The organism is Nocardia sp. NPDC055002, assembly GCF_053608825.1.
Genome location: NZ_JBSGWE010000001.1, coordinates 439,307 through 457,617, shown reverse-complemented (window position 1 = coordinate 457,617; position 18,311 = coordinate 439,307). Strand labels below are relative to the sequence as shown.

The following is an 18,311-nucleotide window of genomic DNA, read 5'->3' as shown; positions in this document are numbered from 1 at the left end:
ACATTAAGAGCTCAACCACTCTTCAGGTCAAGGCCCGGGAATCAGGCGAGCTGCTATCGCCGTTCGATGGTGGCGAGCCACGCTGAGGTTGCGTCGGAGAATCGTGTTCGCAGATGCTCGGGGGCGATGGTGGCGATATGCCAGGCGGGGTTGTGATCGAAGGGCGCGGTGAGGGCGTGCCGGGTGACCGGGTGCGGTCCGAGGTCGGGACCGGTATCGCTGAAGCACAACACGTACAGGGTGCCGCCGGAGTCGGTGACCGACGCCAGGCTTGCCACGTACTCGGTGCGTTCGGACGCGTCGAAGGTGTGGAACAGGCCGCAGTCGAGGACTGTTTCGAAGCGGCGATACAGCCGCTGGAGATGTAGGGCGTCCGCCATAGCGAAGGCCACATCGATCCCACGATCGTCGGCTGTCTGCCTGGCGGTGGCCAACGCTGTTTCGGCCACGTCGACACCCAGCACAGGCAACCCGCGGGCGGCGATGAACAGGGCGTTGTCGCCGGTGCCGCACCCGACATCGAGGACCGGTCCGCAGAACCCCCCTGATTCGGCCAGTCGCACGACAGCGGGCTGCGGGGTACCGATGTCCCACGGTGCGGGGCCGTCGAGATAGGACGCGTTCCACGGCTGACCGGCTTGGCGCTCGTGACTGGTCGGCGGGCGGGGGTCGGACTGAGGAGTCGGCGGCATCAGCGGATGAACAGGTTGGAGCGGTCGGCGAGGTCGAGAACCGGCTGGGGGAACAGGCCGAGCAGGACGGTGGCGCCCGCGCTGAACGCCACGACCAAGGTGGTGGCGAACGGGGCGGTCACGATGGGCGCGTCGGCCGGAGGGTCGGTGAAGAACATCAGCACGATGACCCGGACGTAGAAGAAGGCGGCGATGGCGCTGCAGAGGACACCGACGATCACCAAGGCGGTATAGCCCGCACCGGAGGCAGCGGCGAAAACCGCGAACTTGCTGACGAATCCGCTGGTGAGCGGCAGACCGGCGAAAGACAGCAGCAACAGGGCGAATGCCGAAGCGAGCCACGGGGATCGGCGACCGAGGCCCGCCCACTGCGACAGTGCGGTCGCTTCGTCACCGGAGGCGTCACGCACCAGACTGACCACCGCGAACGCACCGACGGTGCCGAGACCATAGGCCAGCAGGTAGAACAGCACGGCGGCCACACCGGCGTTGTCGGCGGCGACGATACCGACGAGCAGGAAACCGGCGTGCGCGATCGAAGAGTAGGCCAGCATGCGCTTCACATCGGTCTGGGTGATCGCCATGATCGCACCGACGACCATCGTCGCCACCGCGACCGCGGCGAGCACCGGGCGCCAATCCGAGCCCAGCGCACCGACTCCCACCATCAGCACCCGCATGGTCGCCCCGACGGCGGCGATCTTGGTGGCGGCGGCCATGAACGCGGTGATCGGGGTCGGCGCGCCTTGATAGACATCGGGCACCCAGGCCTGGAACGGCACCGCGCCGATCTTGAACAGCAGCCCGACGGCGAGCATGCCGATACCGAGCAGGGCCAGAGTCGCGTTCTCGGGCTGCTTGTCCAGTGCCGCACCGATTCCCGGCAGCGACACCGTGCCGGTCTGCCCGTAGAGCAGCGCGACACCGTAGAGGAAGAACGCCGAGGAGAACGCACCGAGCAGGAAGTACTTCATCGCCGCCTCTTGCGAGAGCAACCGCCTGCGGCGAGCCAGCCCACACAGCAGATACAGCGGTAGCGACAACACTTCGAGCGCGACGAACATCGTGAGCAGATCGTTCGACGCGGGAAACAGCAGCAGACCGCCGACCGCGATCATCGTCAGCGGGAACACCTCGGTGGTCGAAACCCCCGAGCGCACCGCCGCCAGCTCGTGCGCGCTTCCGGGCACCGCGGAGGCCTGCGGTGTGAACGCGTCGACCCCTCGATCCAACGCGGCCGCCGCCCGACTCCACGTGCCCGGCCCGCTGCGCGCCCGCGGCACCGCGCCACGCTCGGCGATCAGCAGCAGGCCCAGCAGCGAGACCAGCAGGATCGTGCCCTGCAGGAACAGCGTGACTCCGTCGATGGCGACCGCGCCCACCACCGCGGTGCCCTCGGATCCGGCGAGCAGCACCACGGCCACCAGAGCGCCGACCACACCGGCCAGCCCGAGCACCAACTGCGTCGGATACCGGTAGGGCCGCGACACGAACGCTTCGACGAGTACACCCACCACGCCGACCCCGAACACGATCAGCATCGGGGCGAGCAGGTGGTATTCGATGCTCGGTGCGGGCGCGATGGCCGCGAGCTCGGTGATGGTCACGGAGTCCGTCCTCATTTGTGGCCGCCTGCGGGCGGGGTGGCCGCACCAGCTTCGGGAGCGGGGACTGTCGGAGCGGGATCGTGCTTACCGATCGTCGAGAGGGTGTGTCCCACCGCGGGGTCCACCAGATCCAGGATCGGTTTCGGATAGAACCCGAGCACCAGCAGCGCGACCAGCAGCGGCACCACCACCGCCAGCTCACGCGGCACGAGATCACGCAGGTGTTCGTTGCCCTTCTTCAGCGGGCCGGTCATCAACCGCTGATACAGCCACAGCACATAGATCGCGGCCAGGACCAGCGCACCGGTCGCGATCACCGCCGCCACCTGGTACTTCGGGAAGGTGCCGATCAGGACCAGGAATTCGCTGACGAACGGTGCGAGACCGGGCAGCGAGAGCGTGGCCAGGCCGGCGATGAAGAACGTGCCGGCCAGCACCGGTGCGACCTTCTGCACGCCGCCGTACTCGGCGATCATCCTGGTGCCGCGCCGGGAGACGAGGAACCCGGCGATGAGAAACAGTGCGGCCGTGGACAGTCCGTGGTTGACCATGTACAGCGTCGCCCCGGATTGGGACTGACTGGTCATGGCGAAGATGCCGAGGATGATGAACCCGAAGTGCGAGATCGAGGTGTAGGCGATCAGTCGCATCACATCGGTCTGTCCGATGGCGAGCAGCGCTCCGTAGAGGATGCCGATCACGGCCAGGGTGATCACCAAGGGCGCGAAGGTGTCCGATGCCAGTGGGAACAGCAGCAGGCAGTAGCGCAGCATGCCGAAGGTGCCGACCTTGTCGACCACCGCCATCATCAGCACCGCGCTGGACGGGGTGGCCGAGACCGCCGCGTCGGGCAGCCACGTGTGCAGTGGCCACAGCGGCGCCTTCACGGCGAAGGCGAACATGAACCCGAGGAACAGGGCGTTGAGCACCGCTGTACTGCCCCCGAGTTCACCGTTGTTGGCCGCGGCGACCACGACGCGCAGATCGAAGGTCCCCGCCGATCCCTCGCCGAGGCCCGCCTGGGCGGTCAGCACGTACAACCCGATGACCGCGGCGAGCATGATCAACCCACCGAAGAGGTTGTAGAGCAAGAACTTCACCGCCGCACGCGACCGTTGGGCGCGCACCGCGGCGTCGGTGGTGCGAGTGCCGAAGCCGCCGATGAGGAAGTACATCGGGATCAGCATCGCTTCGAAGAACACGTAGAACAGCAGGATGTCGAGGGCGAGGAAGGAGATCAGCACCATCGACTCGACCAGCAGCATCAACGCCATGTAGATGTGGATGGTCTTGGGTCCGTCGCCGGTGGGGGTGTCGTCGTTCCAGCCTGCCAGGATCAGCAGCGGCACCAGCACCGCTGTCAGCAGGACCAAGGCGGTGGCGATGCCGTCGAGGCCGAGTGTGTAGCCCACACCGAATGTCGGGATCCATTCGTGGGATTCGACGAATTGGTACTGGGCACCGCCGGGCTTGAACCGCACCGCGAGGACAACGGCTAGTGCGAGCACACCGATCGACACCGCGAACGCCACGCCACGCGCCACCGTGCGGCGGGCGGCGGGCAGGACGAGCACCACACCCGCCCCGATCGCGGGGGCGAGCCAGAGCGTCGTCAGCCAGGGAAACGAGTTCACCAGAACCTCACCGCCAGCAGGGCAGCGGCCACCAGGGCCGCGCCGGTGAACATGGACAGGGCGTAGGAGCGCACGAAACCCGTCTGCACCTTGCGGATTCGCGCCGACAGTCCGCCGATCGAGGCGGCGGTTCCGTTGACGATCCCGTCGACGCCCTTCGCGTCGAGGAACACCAGCGCCCTCGTGAGGTGGCGGCCGGGGCGTTCGAACACGGCTTCGTTGATCTTGTCGCCGTAGAGATCGGCACGGGCGGCCCCGGTCAGCACGCTGACCGGCTCCGGCGCTGCCTCGGGGATCGGGCTCTCGGCGTACTTGCGGTAGGCGATGGCCACACCGACGGCGACCGCGGTCAATGCCAGACCGGTGACGACCGCCGCGGGGATCACCGGCTCCGCGTGATGGGAACCGACGACGGGTTCGAGCCAGTTCACCAGCGACGAGCCCCAGACGAACAGGCCACCGGCGAAGACCGATCCGAACGCGAGCAGGATCATCGGCCCGGTCATCACCGCGGGTGACTCGTGCGGGTGGGTGTCGGGCTTCCAGCGGCGCTCACCGAAGAAGGTCATCAGCATGACGCGGGTCATGTAGAACGCGGTGAGCGCGGCACCGACGAGAGTGACCACGCCGAGCAGGATTCCGGTGGATCCGCCGTGGTCGAAGGCCGCCTCGATGATCTTGTCCTTGGAGAAGAACCCGGACAACGGTGGCACTCCGATGATGGCGAGATAGCCCAGGCCGAAGGTGATGAACGTGATCGGCATCAGTGTGCGCAGGCCGCCGTAGCGGCGCATATCTGTTTCGTCGTTCATCGCGTGCATCACCGAGCCGGCGCCGAGGAACAGTCCGGCTTTGAAGAAGCCGTGGGTGAGCAGGTGCATGATCGCGAACGCGTACCCGGCCGGGCCGAGGCCGACGGCCAGGATCATGTACCCGATCTGGCTCATCGTCGAGGCCGCGAGGGCCTTCTTGATGTCGTCCTTGGCGCAGCCGATGACGGCGCCGAACAGCAACGTCACCGCACCGACGGCGAGCACCGCCGTGCGCGCGTTCGGCGCGAGGTCGTAGATCGGGTTGGCGCGGGCGATCAGGTACACACCGGCGGTGACCATGGTGGCGGCGTGGATGAGCGCCGAGACCGGGGTGGGGCCCTCCATCGCGTCGCCGAGCCACGACTGCAACGGCACCTGCGCGGATTTTCCGCAGGCGGCCAGCAACAACAGCAGACCGATGGCGGTGAGGGTGCCTTCGCTCGCGCCCGGGGTCGCCGCGAACACGGTGCGGAAATCGAAGGACCCGAATGCCGCGAACATGACCATCATGGCGATGGCCAAGCCCATGTCACCGACCCGGTTCACCACGAACGCCTTCTTGGCCGCCGTTGCGGCCGAGGGCTTCTCGTACCAGAATCCGATCAGCAGATAGGACGCCAGGCCCACGCCTTCCCAGCCCAGATAGAGCACGAGGAAGTTGTCGGCCAGCACCAGCACGAGCATCGCGGCCAGGAACAGGTTGAGATAGCCGAAGAACCGGCGCTTGCCGGGATCGTGGCTCATGTAGCCGATCGAGTAGAGGTGGATCAGCGACCCGACCCCGGTGATCAGTAGCGCGAAGCAGATCGACAACTGGTCCAGTTGCAGGCTGAACCCGACCTGTAGATCACCGACGGGCACCCAGTTGAACAGTTCCTTGTGCACGGCGCGGTCGGCGTCGGCGCGGCCGAGCATTCCGAAGAACGCGACAGCGGCGACGACGAACGAGGACAGCGCGGCCGTCGTGGCCAGGTAGGGGCCCCAGCGATCGGTGAGGTGGCCGAACAGGAGCAGGACGATCGCGCCTGCGAGCGGGAGGGCGGGCAGCAGCCACAGCGTTGCGGTACCCATGTCAGAACTTCAGCAGGTTGGCGTCGTCGACCGAGGTCGACCGGCGGGCACGGAAGATCGTCATGATGGTGGCCAGGCCGACGACGACCTCGGCGGCGGCGACCACCATGGTGAAGAACGCGATCACCTGACCGTCGAGGTTGCCGTGCAACCGGGCGAAGGTCACGAACGCCAGATTCACCGCGTTGAGCATCAGCTCCACGCACATGAACACCACGATCGCGTTGCGGCGCAACAACACTCCCGCGGCGCCGATGGTGAACAGCAGCGCAGACAGGAACAGGTAGTTCTGGGGGTTCACCGCTTGCCTTCCTCGTCGGCCGTCGGATTGTCGTCGCGGACCGTGCCGACCGAGAGCACAGCGGCTTCGGTGTGGGCGCGGTTGCGGCGGTGACGCAGGATCGTGCTCACCGAGAGTTCGGCGAAGGAGCCGTCGGGAAGCTGGGCGGGGCTGTCGACGGCGTTGTGCCGTGCGTAGACACCCGGTGTCGGCAGCGGGGTGGCCCGTTCGCCGGCTGTGCGGAAGCGATCGCGTGACATTTCCCGCTGTCCGCGTTTCGGGGTGAACTGCTCGCGGTGGGCCAGCACCATCGCACCGATCGTGGCGGTGATCAGCAGTGCGCCGGTGAGTTCGAACGCCCACACATAGCGCAGGAAGATCAACTCGGCGAGTTCGGCGATCACGTCGCGGTCGCCGAAACCCCGGCCGGGGAAGCTGGTTCCGCTGTCGCGCAGGGCCGCGCCGATGCCGCCGATGAACAGCAATCCGAATCCGAGCCCGACGATCGCGGCGGCGATGCGCTGGCCGCGCAACGTTTCCCGCAGCGATTCCGCGGAGTCGACGCCGACGAGCATCAGCACGAACAGGAACAGCATCATCACCGCGCCCGTGTACACCACGATCTGCACGACGCCGAGGAACAGCGCGCCCTGCGCGATGTAGAACACGGCGAGCGCGATCATGGTGGCGGCCAGGCACATCGCCGAATGCACGGCCTTGGCCGCGGTCACCATGCCGAGGGCGCCGAGCACCGCGATCGGGGCCAGTACCCAGAACAGCACGCCCTCACCCGTGGAGGTGTTGGTGACCTCGGCGGCCAGCACGTGTGCGGTGCTCATCGCAGTACCTCCTGCTCCGACGGTGCGGGACCGACCCGGCCCAGGTAGTAGTCGGCCGCGTCGGTGCCCGGTGCCATCGGGTGTGGCGCGGGCGTCATGCCAGGCTCCATGGGGGCCAGCAGCTGGTCCTTCTCGTAGATGAGGTCGGCGCGGTTGTCGTCGGTGAGTTCGTATTCGTTGGTCATCGTCAGCGCACGCGTCGGGCAGGCCTCGATGCACAGGCCGCAGCCGATGCAGCGCAGGTAGTTGATCTGGTAGACGCGGCCGTACCGCTCACCCGGGGAGAAGCGCTCGTCCTCGGTGTTGTCGGCGCCTTCGACGAAGATCGCGTCGGCCGGGCACGCCCATGCGCACAGTTCACAGCCGATGCACTTCTCGAGTCCGTCGTCGTAGCGATTGAGCTGGTGGCGACCGTGATAGCGCGGCGCGGTCGGCACCTTCTGCTCCGGGTAGGACTCGGTATTGGGCTTCTTGAACATCGTGGCCGCGGTGACCGCGAAACCCGCGAGCGGGTCGAACAACCCGAACTCGGGCTGGTCGTTCGCGGGCCGTGCCGGCATCGGCGGCACCGGGAAACCCAGGAACACCGACGAGGTCGAGGGCTCCTGTGGCGGCAACGGCGGCAGCCCCTTGCTGCGACCCGCGCGCAGGAACATCGCGATCATGGCCGCGGTGATCACCAGCCCTACACCGACCAGGATGAAGTTCTGTCCGGGGATCCCCTCGAGGTCCAGGACCCGTGCGGCGGCCACGACCATCACCCACACCAGCGAGGTGGGGATGAGCAGCTTCCAGCCGAGGTTCATGAACTGGTCGTAGCGCAGGCGAGGCAGGGTGCCGCGCAGCCAGACGAACACGAACAGGAACGTCCACACCTTGAGGGTGAACCACAGCAGCGGCCACCATCCGGAGTTGGCGCCCTCCCACAGGCTGATCGGGAACGGCGCCCGCCAGCCGCCGAGGAACAGCGTCGTCGCCAAGGCGGACACCGTGGCCATGTTCACGTATTCGGCGAGCATGAACATCGCGAACTTCAGCGACGAGTACTCGGTGTGGAAACCGCCGACCAGTTCACCTTCGGCTTCGGGCAGGTCGAAGGGCGCCCGGTTGGTCTCGCCGACCATCGACACGCAGTAGATGAGGAACGAGGGCAGCAGCAGGAACACATACCAGGTGCCCTCCTGCGCGCTCACGATCTCGGAGGTCGCCATGGTGCCCGACAGCAGGAACACGGTGGCGAAGGTCAGTGCCATCGCGATCTCGTAAGAGATGACCTGCGCGGTCGAGCGCAGGCCGCCGAGCAGCGGATAGGTCGAACCCGAGGACCAGCCGGCGAGCACGATGCCGTACACGCCGATGGAGGTGATGGCGAGGATGTAGAGCACCGCGACGGGCATGTCGGTGAGCTGCAACGCGGTGTGGGTGCCGAAGATCGAGACCTCCGGGCCCATCGGGATCACCGCGAAGGCCATGAACGCCGGGATCACCGAGATGATCGGGGCGAGCACGAAGATCGGCTTGTCCACGATCGCCGGGATGATGTCTTCCTTGAGCGCCATCTTCACGCCGTCGGCGATCGACTGGAGCATGCCGCCGGGGCCGATCCGGTTGGGCCCGATCCGCATCTGCATCCACGCCACGACTTTGCGTTCGGCGTAGACCGCGATCAACGGCACCAGCATCAGGTAGATGAACACGCCGAGCGCCTTGACCACCACCAGCCACAGCGGATCGGTGCCGAAGACAGGCCCGGTGTCGGCCGCGAGGAGTAGGACTCGATCACTCATGACGGTGTTCCTTCATCCTGTCGTCGGCGCGACGCAGGCGCACCACGGCGCCGGGTGTCACACCGAGTTCGGCGGCGACCGTCGAACCGGGCGAGTGCAGCGGCAGCCACACCACCCGGTCGGGCAGGTCCGTGATCATCAACGGCACCGAGATCTCGCCGCGCTCGGTGGAGACGATGACGTGATCGGCATCGTCGGCTTCGATCTCGGCGGCGGTCGCGGCCGAGAGCCGTGCGACCGGCGGGCGGGCGACACCGGCGAGATTGGGTTCACCGTCTTGCATGCGGCCGGCGTCGAGCAGCATCCGCCATCCGGCGAGGACGGCCGTTCCTGGCCCGGGTGCGGGGCGAGTCTGGCTGGTCAGCTCCGGGGCGGGGATGGGCTCACCTGTCCAGGCGCCGAGTCCGTCGAGTTCGGTGCGTGCGGCGGCGGGGTCGGGCAGGTTGATCGGGACGCCCATCTGCGCGGCCAGCGAGTGCAGCACCCGCAGGTCCGACAGGGGAGCGGCGACGCGGCGGGTGGTGTCGAGCGAGGCCGCGGTGAAGGGACGCGGGCGACCTTCCCAGGTGCGGAAGGTGCCGGACTTCTCCATCGCGGTCGCCACCGGGAAGACGACGTCGGCGCGTTCGGTGACGGCGCTGTGCCGCATTTCGAGGCTGACGACGAACCGGGCCGCGTCGATCGCGGCCAGGGCGGCGGCCGGGTCGGGCAGGTCAGCCGGATCGACGCCGCCGATGACCAGCGCACCCAGCTGGGCGGCGCTCGCCAGGATGGCGTTGGCGTCGCGGCCGACGGTGACGGGGAGTTCACCGGCTTGCCAGCGGTGTCGAACCTGTTGGCGTGCTGAAGGATCCACGACGGGTCTGCCGCCGGGCAACAGGCTGGGCAGTGCGCCTGCTTCCAGCGCGCCGCGTTCGCCCGCACGGCGGGGCACCCAGGCCAGTGCCGCGCCGGTGGCATCGGCCAGGCGGGTCACCGCCGACAGGGCGCCGGGGCTGCCCGCGAGACGTTCACCCGCCATGATGACCGCGCCGGGCGTGTTCAGCATCGTCATGAGTTCGGCGGCATCGGCGGACGTTTCGGCCATGATCGAGGTGATGACGTCGGCTTCCCCGCACGGCGGGGTTTGGATGAGCGCGCCCGACATGCGTTCGAGGCCGCGGGAGGCGAACGGCGCCAGCGACACCACCCGTTGCCCGCGGGTCCGTGCGGCCTTGCGCAGCCGCAGATAGACGATCGGCGATTCCTCTTCCGGTTCGAACCCGACCAGCAGCACGACCGGGGCTCGGTCGAGCGCGGCGAAGTCGACCCGCACACCGCGTCCGGCGATGCGGGCGGCGAGGAATCGTTCTTCCTCCTCCGAATGCACCCGGCTGCGGAAATCGATGTCGTTGGTGGCGAGGACCATGCGCGCGAACTTGCTGTACGCGTACGCCTCTTCCTCGGTGACGCGGCCGCCGACGAGCACACCGGCATTGCCGATCGCCGCACTCAGGCCCGCAGCGGCGGCGGCGAGAGCTTCGGGCCAGGAGGCCGGGGCCAGGACGCCGTCCCAGCCGCGCACCATCGGCGTGGTGAGGCGGTCGCGCTCGGTGGCGTAGGCGAAGGCCCAGCGGCCCTTGTCGCAGTTCCATTCCTCGTTGACCTGCGGGTCGTCGCCGGCCAAGCGGCGCAACACTTTTCCGCGACGGTGATCGGTGCGTTGTGCGCATCCGGAGGCGCAGTGCTCGCACACGCTCGGGGTGGAGACCAGGTCGAACGGGCGGGCCCGGAAACGGTAGGAGGTACCGGTGAGCGCGCCCACGGGACAGATCTGAACGGTGTTGCCGGAGAAGTAGGAGTCGAGGGGTTCGGCTTGGGCGATGCCGACCTGCTGGAGCGCACCACGATCCATCAGTTCGATGAAGGGGTCGCCGGCGACCTGCTGGGAGAACCGGGTACAGCGTGCGCACAGCACGCACCGCTCCCGATCGAGCAGCACCGCGGTGGACAGCGGGATCGGCTTCGGATATGTCCGCTTCTCGCCGTCGAAGCGGGATTCGGCGCTGCCGGTGGACATCGCCTGGTTCTGTAGCGGGCACTCGCCGCCCTTGTCGCACACCGGGCAGTCCAGCGGATGGTTGATGAGCAGCAGTTCCATCACCCCGCGCTGGGCCTTTTCGGCGACCGGGGAACTGATCTGGGTGCGCACGATCATGCCGTCGGTGACCGGGATCGTGCAGGAAGCGACCGGCTTTCGCTGCCCTTCGACCTCGACGAGGCACTGACGGCACGCGCCGACCGGGTCGAGCAGGGGGTGATCGCAGAAGCGCGGGATCTGCACGCCGATCAGTTCGGCGGCACGGATCAGCAAGGTGCCCACGGGAACTTCGATCGTGGTGTCGTCGATGGTGACGCTCACCATGTCGGTGGGCACCACATCGCTGCTGTTTCCTGGTGCGATGGCTGTCATCGGTCCTCTTTCGCTGGTGCCCACACGGTCGAGGCGGCCGGGTCGAACGGGCAGCCGCCGAGTCGCTGATGCGCGAGGTATTCGTCGCGGAAGTACTTCAGCGAGGAGAAGATCGGGCTGGCCGCGCCGTCACCGAGCGCGCAGAACGATTTGCCGTTGATGTTGTCGGCGATGTCGGCGAGCTTGTCCAGGTCGGCTTCGGTGCCGTCGCCGGCTTCGAGTCGGCGCAGCAACTGCACGAGCCAATAGGTGCCTTCGCGGCACGGTGTGCATTTGCCGCAGGATTCGTGGGCGTAGAACTCGGTCCAGCGCAGGACCGCGCGCACCACGCAGGTGGTGTCGTCGAAGATCTGTAAGGCCTTGGTGCCCAACATGGATCCGGCGGCGGCGACACCTTCGTAATCGAGGGCGACGTCGAGGTGTTCGTCGGTGAACATCGGGGTCGAGGAACCGCCGGGAGTCCAGAACTTGAGGGTGTGCCCGGCTCGCACACCGCCCGCGTAATCGAGCAGCTCGCGCAAGGTGATGCCCAGCGGGGCCTCGTACTGGCCGGGGCGGGCCACATGCCCCGACAGGGAGTACAGGGTGAAGCCGGGTGACTTCTCGCTGCCCATCGAACGGAACCACTCGGTGCCGTTGCGCAGGATCGAGGGCACGCTGGCAATGGATTCCACGTTGTTCACCACCGTCGGGCACGCGTACAGGCCCGCGACGGCGGGGAACGGTGGGCGCAGACGGGGCTGTCCGCGCCTGCCTTCGAGGGAATCGAGCAGTGCGGTTTCCTCACCGCAGATGTAGGCGCCCGCGCCGGCGTGCACGATCAGGTCCAGGTCGAAACCCGAGCCCAGGATGTCGTGGCCGAGCAGACCCGCCGCGTAGGCCTCGGCGACGGCGGCTTGCAGTCGGCGCAATACCGGCACCACCTCGCCGCGCACGTAGATGAACGCGGTCGCGGCCCGGATCGCGTAGGCGGCGATCACGATGCCTTCGATGAGGGTGTGCGGGGTGGCCAGCATCAACGGGATGTCTTTGCAGGTGCCGGGTTCGGATTCGTCGGCGTTGACGACGAGGTAGTGCGGCTTCGTGGTGCCGTCGGGACCAGGGCCCTGCGGGATGAACGACCACTTCATCCCGGTGGGGAAGCCGGCCCCACCGCGACCGCGCAGACCCGCGTCCTTGACGGTGTGGATCACCTCGTCGGGTGTCTTGCCCAAGGCGGCGCGGAGACCGTCGTAGCCACCGGTCGCGCGATAGCTTTCCAGGGTCCAGGACCGTGGAGCGGCCCAGTGTTCGCTGAGTACCGGGGTGAGGGCCATCATCGCGAACCCCCTGCCGAATCCTGTTCTGCGGCAGCGATGTCGAGCCCTGCCAAGGTGGGTGCGCCCGGTGTTCCTTCGAGCGCGCCGGGACGCTCGTCGGGGAATCCGGCGAGGATGCGGGCGGTCTCGCGGAATGTGCACAGCGGTGCGCCGCGGGTCGGGCGGACCTGGTGGCCCGCTCGGAGGGCGTCGGTGATCGCGACTGCCGATTCGGGAGTCTGGTTGTCGAAGAATTCCCAGTTCACCATCATGACCGGGGCGTAGTCGCAGGCGGCGTTGCATTCGATGTGTTCGAGAGTGATGGATCCGTCGGGGGTGGTTTCGCCGTGCTCGACGTCCAGATGTTGGTGCAGCGCTTCGTAGATGGCGTCGCCGCCGAGGATCGCGCAGAGGGTGTTGGTGCAGACCCCGACGTGGTAGTCGCCGGTGGGGGTGCGCCGGTACATCGAATAGAACGTGGCGACCGCGGTCACCTCGGCGCCGGTGAGGTTCAGGTGATCGGCGCAGAAGTCGATGCCGGTGCCCGTCACGTACCCCTCCTCGGCCTGCACCAGGTGCAGCAGGGGGAGCAGGGCCGAGCGGGGGTGCGGGTAGCGGGTGATGATCTCCTTGGCGTCCAGTTCGAGACGCTCGCGCACATGCGGCGGATACGGTTCGGGACGCGTGCTCAGGCTCAGGAGAATCGGTGTGCTGGTGGGGTTGTCGATTGTCATCTGTCCACTCCGCCCATGACCGGGTCGATGCTGGCGACCGAGGCGATCACGTCGGCGACCATGCCGCCCTCGCACATCGCGGCCACCGCTTGCAGGTTGGTGAACGAGGGGTCGCGGTAGTGCACCCGGTAGGGCTGGGTGCTGCCGTCGCTGACCATGTGCACACCCAGTTCCCCGCGCGGGGACTCCACCGCCGAGTACACCTGTCCCGCAGGCACTCTGATGCCTTCGGTGACGAGCTTGAAGTGGTGGATCAGCGATTCCATGGAGGTGCCCATGATCTTGCCGATGTGCTTGGGTGAGTTGCCCAGACCGTCGGGGCCCAGTTCCAGGTCGGCGGGCCAGGCGATCTTCTTGTCGTCGATCATCACCGGGCCCGGACGCAACTTGTCCAGGCACTGTTCGACGATCTTGATCGACTCGGTCATCTCGGCGATCCGGATGATGTAGCGGCCGTAGCAGTCACAGCCGGTGGTCGTCGGGATATCGAATTCGTAGTTCTCGTACCCGCAGTACGGATCTGATTTGCGCAGATCGTGCGGCAGACCCGTGGCGCGAAGGACCGGCCCAGTGATGCCGAGGGCCATGCAGCCGGTGAGATCGAGGTAGCCGATGTCCTGGGTGCGCTTCTTCCAGATCGGGTTCGCGCTGAGCAGGTGCTCCATGTCGCGCAGGCGCCCGGGCAGCAGGTCGAGCAGTTCCCTGACCTTGGTGACCCCGTCGGCGGGCAGATCCTGCGCCAAGCCGCCGGGACGGATGTAGGCATGGTTCATCCGCAGGCCGGTGATGTTCTCGAAGACGTCGAGGATGAGTTCGCGTTCACGGAAGCCGAACAGCATCGGGGTGAGCGCGCCCAGTTCCATGCCGCCGGTCGCGAGGGCGACCAGGTGCGAGGAGATGCGGTTGAGCTCCATCAGCAGCACTCGCACCACGGTGGCGCGTTCGGGGATCTGGTCGGTGATGTCGAGGAGTTTCTCCACGCCGAGGCAGTAGGCGGTTTCGTTGAAGAACGGGGACAGGTAGTCCATTCGGGTCACGAAGGTGACGCCCTGGGTCCAGTTGCGGAATTCCAGGTTCTTCTCGATGCCGGTGTGGAGGTAGCCGATGCCGCAGCGGGCCTCGGTGACGGTTTCGCCTTCGATTTCGAGGATCAGGCGCAGCACCCCGTGCGTGGACGGATGCTGGGGGCCCATGTTCACCACGATGCGTTCTTCGGCGCCGCCGTCGATCACTTCGCTGACCTGGTCCCAGTCCTGGCCTGCGACGGTCACTACCGGTGGTTCGTCGCGGCGGAAGTCGGTGTCGGTCATCAGCTGTAGGTCCTCCGCTCGTCGGGCGGCGGTATGCGCGCGCCCTTGTACTCCACCGGGATCCCGCCGAGCGGGTAGTCCTTGCGCTGCGGATGCCCGCGCCAGTCGTCGGGCATGGTGATGCGGGTCAGGGAGGGGTGCCCGTCGAAGAGGATGCCGAAGAAGTCGTAGGTTTCGCGTTCGTGCCAGTCGGTCGTCGGATAGACCGAGAACAGGGACGGAATGTGCGGATCGGCATCGGGCGCGGACACTTCCAGCCGCACGCGGCGTCCGTGTGTGATCGACTTCAGGTGATAGACCGCGTGCAGTTCGCGGCCGTCGTCGTCGGGATAGTGCACGCCGTTGACACCCAGGCACAGTTCGAACCGCAGTGTGCTGTCATCGCGCAACGTGCTCGCGACCGCGACGAGGTGTTCGCGCTTCACGTGCAGGGTGAGTTCGTCGCGGAAGACCACGATCCGCTCGATCACGGTGTCGAAGGCGATGACCCGGCCCACGAGTGCGGCGCGCAAGGTGCCGACAAAGGCGTCGAACCAGCTGCCGTACGGGGGAGGTGTTCCCGCGGGCAGGGCGACTGGGGTGACCAGGCCGCCGTAGCCGGAGGTGTCACCGGTGCCGCTGACGCCGAACATGCCGCGCCGGGTGCCGATCACCTCGTCCTGTGGCGGTTTGGGTTGGGCCTGCGCGGGTGATTCCTCCGGAACCTGGTGTCCCGCAGGGTTGTCGGTGTTGTCGGGCGAGTCGAACGTCATCGCAGCAGGCCCTCCATCCGGATGGTCGGCGTGCTGGCCAGTGCGGCCTGCTCGGCGGCGCGGATCGCTTCCTCGCGGTTGACGCCCATCGGCATCTCGGCGATTTTCGCGTGCAGCGCCAGAATCGCGTTGAGCAGCATCTCCGGGCGGGGTGGGCAGCCGGGCAGGTAGATGTCGACCGGGACGATGTGGTCGACGCCCTGCACGATGGCGTAATTGTTGAACATGCCCCCCGAGGACGCGCAGACCCCCATGGCCAGCACCCATTTCGGTTCGGTCATCTGGTCGTAGACCTGGCGCAGCACCGGCGCCATCTTCTGGCTCACCCGGCCCGCCACGATCATCAGGTCGGCCTGGCGTGGGGAGGCGCGGAACGCTTCCATGCCGAAGCGGGCGATGTCGAATCGTCCGGCGCCGGTGGCCATCATCTCGATCGCGCAGCACGCCAACCCGAACGTGGCGGGCCAGACGGAGCCCTTACGCAGGTAGCCGGCGAAATCCTCGACCGTGCTCAGCAGGAACCCGCTGGGCAGTTTCTCTTCGAGACCCATTATTTCCCACTCATTCCCAGCTGAGGCCGCCGCGACGCCACTCGTAGGCGTAGGCGACAGACACGTTGACGATGAACAGCGCCATCGCGGCGAGACCGAACAGCCCGAGGGTGTCGAAATGCACGGCCCACGGGTACAGAAACACGATCTCGATGTCGAAGATGATGAACAGCATCGCCGTGAGGTAGTACTTCACCGGAAAGCGCTGTCCCGCTGCATTTCCCGGGCCACCGGCGATGGCGTGCGGGGTCGGCTCGATGCCGCATTCATAGGGTTCGAGTTTGGCCCGGTTGTAGCGTTTCGGGCCGATCAGCGACGCCATGATGACGGAGAACACCGCGAACGCCGCGGCGATGGCGCCGAGTACGAGTGCGGGCACCTCGATATTCACGACTGCACTTCCCCTCCTCGCTGGAGCAGGCCGAGCCGTGTGGCCCGGCCGCGGACGGCAGCTTTCGGCGAGACGGGGCCGACAACGTTGTCCGCCGAACCGGGGCTCGCGCAAGGCTGTGCAGCGATGGCGGAGCGTTATACAAGAGCCCGTGCTCGTGTGAGCTAGAGCACAGACTACCGCCGTTTCAGGGGTCCGCCGCACGTTTCCGGGGTGGGGTTTGATCGATATCGGTACCGCGATTCATGAGCGATACGGGGGTAATCGTCTGCGGGCATGCAGCAGCGAACCACTGGCGTTACCAGTGGTGATAGATAGAAAGGTGCCAAGCGGACTATCCGACAGGTCGGGACGATGCCCGGATGGTCCTGTTCAGCGAGCGAGCAGGATGCCCGCGACCGCGTTGGTGAGCTGCATGGCGTCGATCGGGTGCGAGACGGCGGCCTCGGCGCGCGACCAGTTGGCCAACCAGGCATCATCGGGTCGGCCGGTGAGCACGACCACCGGCGGGCACTGATCGATCTCGTCTTTCAGCTGTTTGGCGATACCGAGGCCACCCGTCGGGGCGGATTCACCGTCCAGGATCGCCAGATCGATCCCACCGGCATCCATCTGCTCGATGACCACCGGTGCGGTAGCGACCTCGAAGAAGTCGAGCTCCGGTAGGTCGGCGCGCGGCTTACGGCCCAGCGCCAGGATCACCTGTTGGCGGGTATCGGCATCGTTGCTGTAGACCAGCACACGCAGCGGGGTGGAACCATGGGATTCGGCCACGCTCGGATCGTACGTCCGCGGGTGGCGCCACCGTGGCAGGTTCGCCGGATCGACCAGTCGCGCAGTGGTATCGGCGGCGATCAGCACCGGCGGGGCTTGCGCTCACGACCGCGGGGATAGATCGAACTCGCCGCGGATGCCGGTGAACAGGCTCTCGACGTCTGGGCCGAAGGTGATCGCGGCTTCGGTGATCGCGGAGAGCGCGCCCTGCAACGGATCGGTATGCCGCGCATGGAAAACCGTGTTGAGGGCGAAGTGGGGGCGACTGATGTTGCCGCGGTCGTAAGGGTTCGGTGTCGGGGTACTGGCCTCTGACACTTCCCGCATGACGCTGCTCTGGAAGCTCGCCTCGTCGGGTCCGTACTGGTCTCTGTCCAGCCGCGCGAACGCGGCGTCGTTGTCGTGGAAGGGTTCGGGCAGCGGTGCGCCGGATGCTAGCGCGTCCAGCGCGGGGCGCACCCAGGCGCGATCGCTGAGACCGGCGAGATCGTAGGCGCGCTGTGCGCAGTACTCGGCCAGTCGACGCAATCGCGTGGCGCTCATGGCGGCTATCGACTCCGCCATCGCACGGTCGTAGCCTGCGAGTTCGCGTCCGTGATAGGTGTTGGCGAAGGCTGGTATCGGCTCGCCGCCCCATTCGGCGCGCACTCTGGCCTCGGCTTCTGTGCGGATCTCTCGTTGTCGGCCCGATTCGGGCTCGGGCAGATCCGGGGCAGGCTCGGTCGGCGGTACTGCGCTGTTGGCGGGAATGCCGTAGCCGGGCATATCCCACTGCCGGGCGGGTCGAGGAGCGGTGCCGTCGTCGGGCCAGAGCCGGATTCGCCAGTGGTCGCCGGGGGTGGTGTCGCCGGGCCAGCCGTAGTTCGCGAAACCCGTTCCGGCGATCTCGGCAAGGTAGTCGCCCGGCGGCACGGGTGCGTCGGCCCAGCCGTCGACGGGTGAGCTGATGGTGAGCCCGTGCTCGCCGATGTGCAGCCGGGCTTCGCTGACCTGCTGCCATTCGCCCTCGTCGACCGGTCGCCGATCCCACACCTGTATGTGAATCGGCATCTCGAAGTTGTTCTGGTGCGGGCTGAGCACCACCACGGTGTGGCCGTCGCCCGCCGACGGCCTGTCCGCATGCGCGGCGTCGAGCAACGCGAGCTCGATACCCTCCTCACCCTCCCCTCCGTGCAGGATGAACTGGCCGTAATCGAGCATCAGTTCCAGGCGATGCTCGGCAAGGAGGTGCGAGGGTTCGGTCACGCACGAGATCGTGGCACAGCCCACCGACAGCGATCCGCCGTCGATGGCGTTGTCGCCCAGTGCAATCACCGAGATCAGTGAT

General features: G+C 67.1%; 16 protein-coding genes. All 16 read right to left on the bottom strand.

The features are described 5' to 3' along the window. Positions 1-53: 53 nt before the first annotated feature. The 16 genes from ACWF99_RS02150 to ACWF99_RS02075 all read right to left on the bottom strand — a co-directional run bounded on the left by ACWF99_RS02150 (position 54) and on the right by ACWF99_RS02075 (position 18,298). Positions 54-692, bottom strand: coding sequence for a class I SAM-dependent methyltransferase (locus ACWF99_RS02150; protein ID WP_378629184.1), 639 nt, complete (start codon positions 690-692; stop codon positions 54-56). Beyond that, positions 692-2,314 carry an NADH-quinone oxidoreductase subunit NuoN gene (gene nuoN / locus ACWF99_RS02145; protein ID WP_378629181.1) on the bottom strand — a complete coding sequence of 541 codons (1,623 nt, stop codon included), beginning with the start codon at positions 2,312-2,314 and terminating at the stop codon, positions 692-694. Before nuoN ends, ACWF99_RS02150 begins: the two co-directional genes overlap by 1 nt. After that, entirely contained in the window at positions 2,311-3,933 is a 1,623-nt protein-coding gene (locus tag ACWF99_RS02140; RefSeq protein WP_378629179.1) for an NADH-quinone oxidoreductase subunit M, read from the bottom strand. Before ACWF99_RS02140 ends, nuoN begins: the two co-directional genes overlap by 4 nt. Continuing rightward, positions 3,930-5,816, bottom strand: a complete 1,887-nt coding sequence (gene nuoL, locus ACWF99_RS02135; RefSeq protein ID WP_378652627.1) for an NADH-quinone oxidoreductase subunit L — start codon at positions 5,814-5,816, stop codon at positions 3,930-3,932. Before nuoL ends, ACWF99_RS02140 begins: the two co-directional genes overlap by 4 nt. A gap of 1 nt (position 5,817) precedes the next feature. After that, entirely contained in the window at positions 5,818-6,117 is a 300-nt protein-coding gene (gene nuoK / locus ACWF99_RS02130; RefSeq protein ID WP_452534094.1) for an NADH-quinone oxidoreductase subunit NuoK, read from the bottom strand. Then, positions 6,114-6,935 (bottom strand): NADH-quinone oxidoreductase subunit J, encoded by an 822-nt coding sequence (locus ACWF99_RS02125; protein ID WP_378629175.1) that lies wholly within the window; start codon positions 6,933-6,935, stop codon positions 6,114-6,116. The genes nuoK and ACWF99_RS02125 overlap by 4 nt, the downstream gene beginning before the upstream one ends. Continuing rightward, entirely contained in the window at positions 6,932-8,722 is a 1,791-nt protein-coding gene (gene nuoH / locus ACWF99_RS02120) for an NADH-quinone oxidoreductase subunit NuoH (protein ID WP_378652633.1), read from the bottom strand. The genes ACWF99_RS02125 and nuoH overlap by 4 nt, the downstream gene beginning before the upstream one ends. Next, positions 8,715-11,174: an NADH-quinone oxidoreductase subunit G gene (locus ACWF99_RS02115; RefSeq protein WP_452534092.1), complete on the bottom strand. Its 2,460-nt coding sequence runs from the start codon at positions 11,172-11,174 to the stop codon at positions 8,715-8,717. The genes nuoH and ACWF99_RS02115 overlap by 8 nt, the downstream gene beginning before the upstream one ends. Further along, entirely contained in the window at positions 11,171-12,490 is a 1,320-nt protein-coding gene (gene nuoF, locus ACWF99_RS02110; RefSeq protein WP_378630006.1) for an NADH-quinone oxidoreductase subunit NuoF, read from the bottom strand. The genes ACWF99_RS02115 and nuoF overlap by 4 nt, the downstream gene beginning before the upstream one ends. After that, positions 12,490-13,206, bottom strand: coding sequence for an NADH-quinone oxidoreductase subunit NuoE (gene nuoE / locus ACWF99_RS02105; protein WP_452534091.1), 717 nt, complete (start codon positions 13,204-13,206; stop codon positions 12,490-12,492). Before nuoE ends, nuoF begins: the two co-directional genes overlap by 1 nt. Then, on the bottom strand, positions 13,203-14,516 hold the full coding sequence (nuoD, locus tag ACWF99_RS02100; protein WP_378629165.1) for an NADH dehydrogenase (quinone) subunit D: 1,314 nt from the start codon (positions 14,514-14,516) through the stop codon (positions 13,203-13,205). Before nuoD ends, nuoE begins: the two co-directional genes overlap by 4 nt. Beyond that, positions 14,516-15,268 carry an NADH-quinone oxidoreductase subunit C gene (locus tag ACWF99_RS02095; protein ID WP_378629163.1) on the bottom strand — a complete coding sequence of 251 codons (753 nt, stop codon included), beginning with the start codon at positions 15,266-15,268 and terminating at the stop codon, positions 14,516-14,518. Before ACWF99_RS02095 ends, nuoD begins: the two co-directional genes overlap by 1 nt. After that, the gene (locus tag ACWF99_RS02090) at positions 15,265-15,819 is read right to left on the bottom strand and encodes a NuoB/complex I 20 kDa subunit family protein (protein WP_019047013.1); all 555 of its coding nucleotides are present in this window, start codon (positions 15,817-15,819) and stop codon (positions 15,265-15,267) included. The genes ACWF99_RS02095 and ACWF99_RS02090 overlap by 4 nt, the downstream gene beginning before the upstream one ends. 10 nt (positions 15,820-15,829) lie before the next feature. Further along, complete coding sequence (locus ACWF99_RS02085) at positions 15,830-16,210, bottom strand: NADH-quinone oxidoreductase subunit A (protein WP_056819816.1); 381 nt, start codon at positions 16,208-16,210, stop codon at positions 15,830-15,832. Positions 16,211-16,582: 372 nt separating this feature from the next. Beyond that, a complete protein-coding gene (locus ACWF99_RS02080; RefSeq protein WP_378629161.1) occupies positions 16,583-16,984 on the bottom strand; it encodes an Rv3143 family two-component system response regulator in 402 nt (133 codons plus the stop codon). Between the two features lie 102 nt (positions 16,985-17,086). Next, complete coding sequence (locus tag ACWF99_RS02075; protein WP_452534089.1) at positions 17,087-18,298, bottom strand: hypothetical protein; 1,212 nt, start codon at positions 18,296-18,298, stop codon at positions 17,087-17,089. Between the last annotated feature and the right edge of the window lie 13 nt (positions 18,299-18,311).